The 1,058-nt window shown below is 53.5% G+C and carries 1 protein-coding gene; it reads right to left on the reverse strand.

Annotated elements, in window-relative coordinates:
• Positions 1-812: IS110 family transposase (locus VLA77_05055; protein HSE29923.1), on the reverse strand; the 812-nt coding region annotated here is incomplete at its 3' end.
• Between the last annotated feature and the right edge of the window lie 246 nt (positions 813-1,058).

Genomic DNA, 1,058 nt, shown 5'->3' on the forward strand with positions numbered 1-1,058 from the left:
GGATTGTGGCGTTTGGCGACCATGGCCGGCAGAAACAACGCCTTACGCACTCTGGCATTACCGGTCTTTGATAATCGGGTTTGACCGCGTAGGGTGCCGGAACGGTTATTTCTCGGCGTCAGCCCCGCATAGGCAGCTACCTGGCGCGCCGATTTGTAGCGACTGATGTCTTCGATTTCAGCCAGCAACTTGGTGGCGGTACGTTTGCCGATGCCGGGGATAGACTCCAACAGTTGGCATTGCTGCCTGAGATCCGGATGGCGATCGATATGATCATCAATCTGTTGCTCGGTGCGTTTGATTTCAGCATCAAGATGGGCCACCAGCTTGCGTAGCGACTTGAGCACATCTTTTGTAGTCGCCACCTCCAGTCGATTTACTTGTTGCTGGCGGGTCTCGAGCAGATTTTCGAGATGACGCGTCAAAGCTTGCAGTTCGCGTAAATGGGCCGGCGGCGGCTGCCAGGCGGCCGGCTGTTGCTTTTCACAGAAGCGACGGATCAGACCGGCATCCGGGCGATCGTCTTTATTGCGCAACAGTTCACTTTGGCCAAAAGCTTTGATTTGTGCGGGATTGACAATGCTGACCGTGTGTCCTTGCTCGTGCAGGTAAAGAGCCACAGCTTCGCTATAAGGCCCAGTGGCTTCCAGGCAGGCATGGACAACGGTGGCTTTATGTTTGATCAGCCACGCCCCCAGCTCCGCAAATCCTTCTTTGCGGTTAGCGAAGCGGCGATGGCGCAGTTTGTGGTTAATTGACAACTCCACATGGAAACTGTCTTTGCTGATGTCGATACCGAGGGTAAGTAACATTCATTTGCTCCGCGTAGGTGAAAACTTGTTCGAGTCAACCTTGTGCATGCAGGCTCAGCTCGCCAGGAGCGGCCATTAGATACCGTTCGACTTTAATGAACAAGCAACTGGAGGAGAGATCTGATCTCACATGCAGACTCGATGGTCTAAGGCGAGCACAGGCTACTCTCCTCCTACATTGTCCGGGTGCGACCCAGACAAATTGAAAGATCGTAATACGACAAAAGCAAGATACAAGGCGAGGCT

The organism is Candidatus Saccharimonadales bacterium (genome assembly GCA_035457485.1).
GTDB lineage: Bacteria > Patescibacteriota > Saccharimonadia > Saccharimonadales > EFPC-124 > DATIBO01.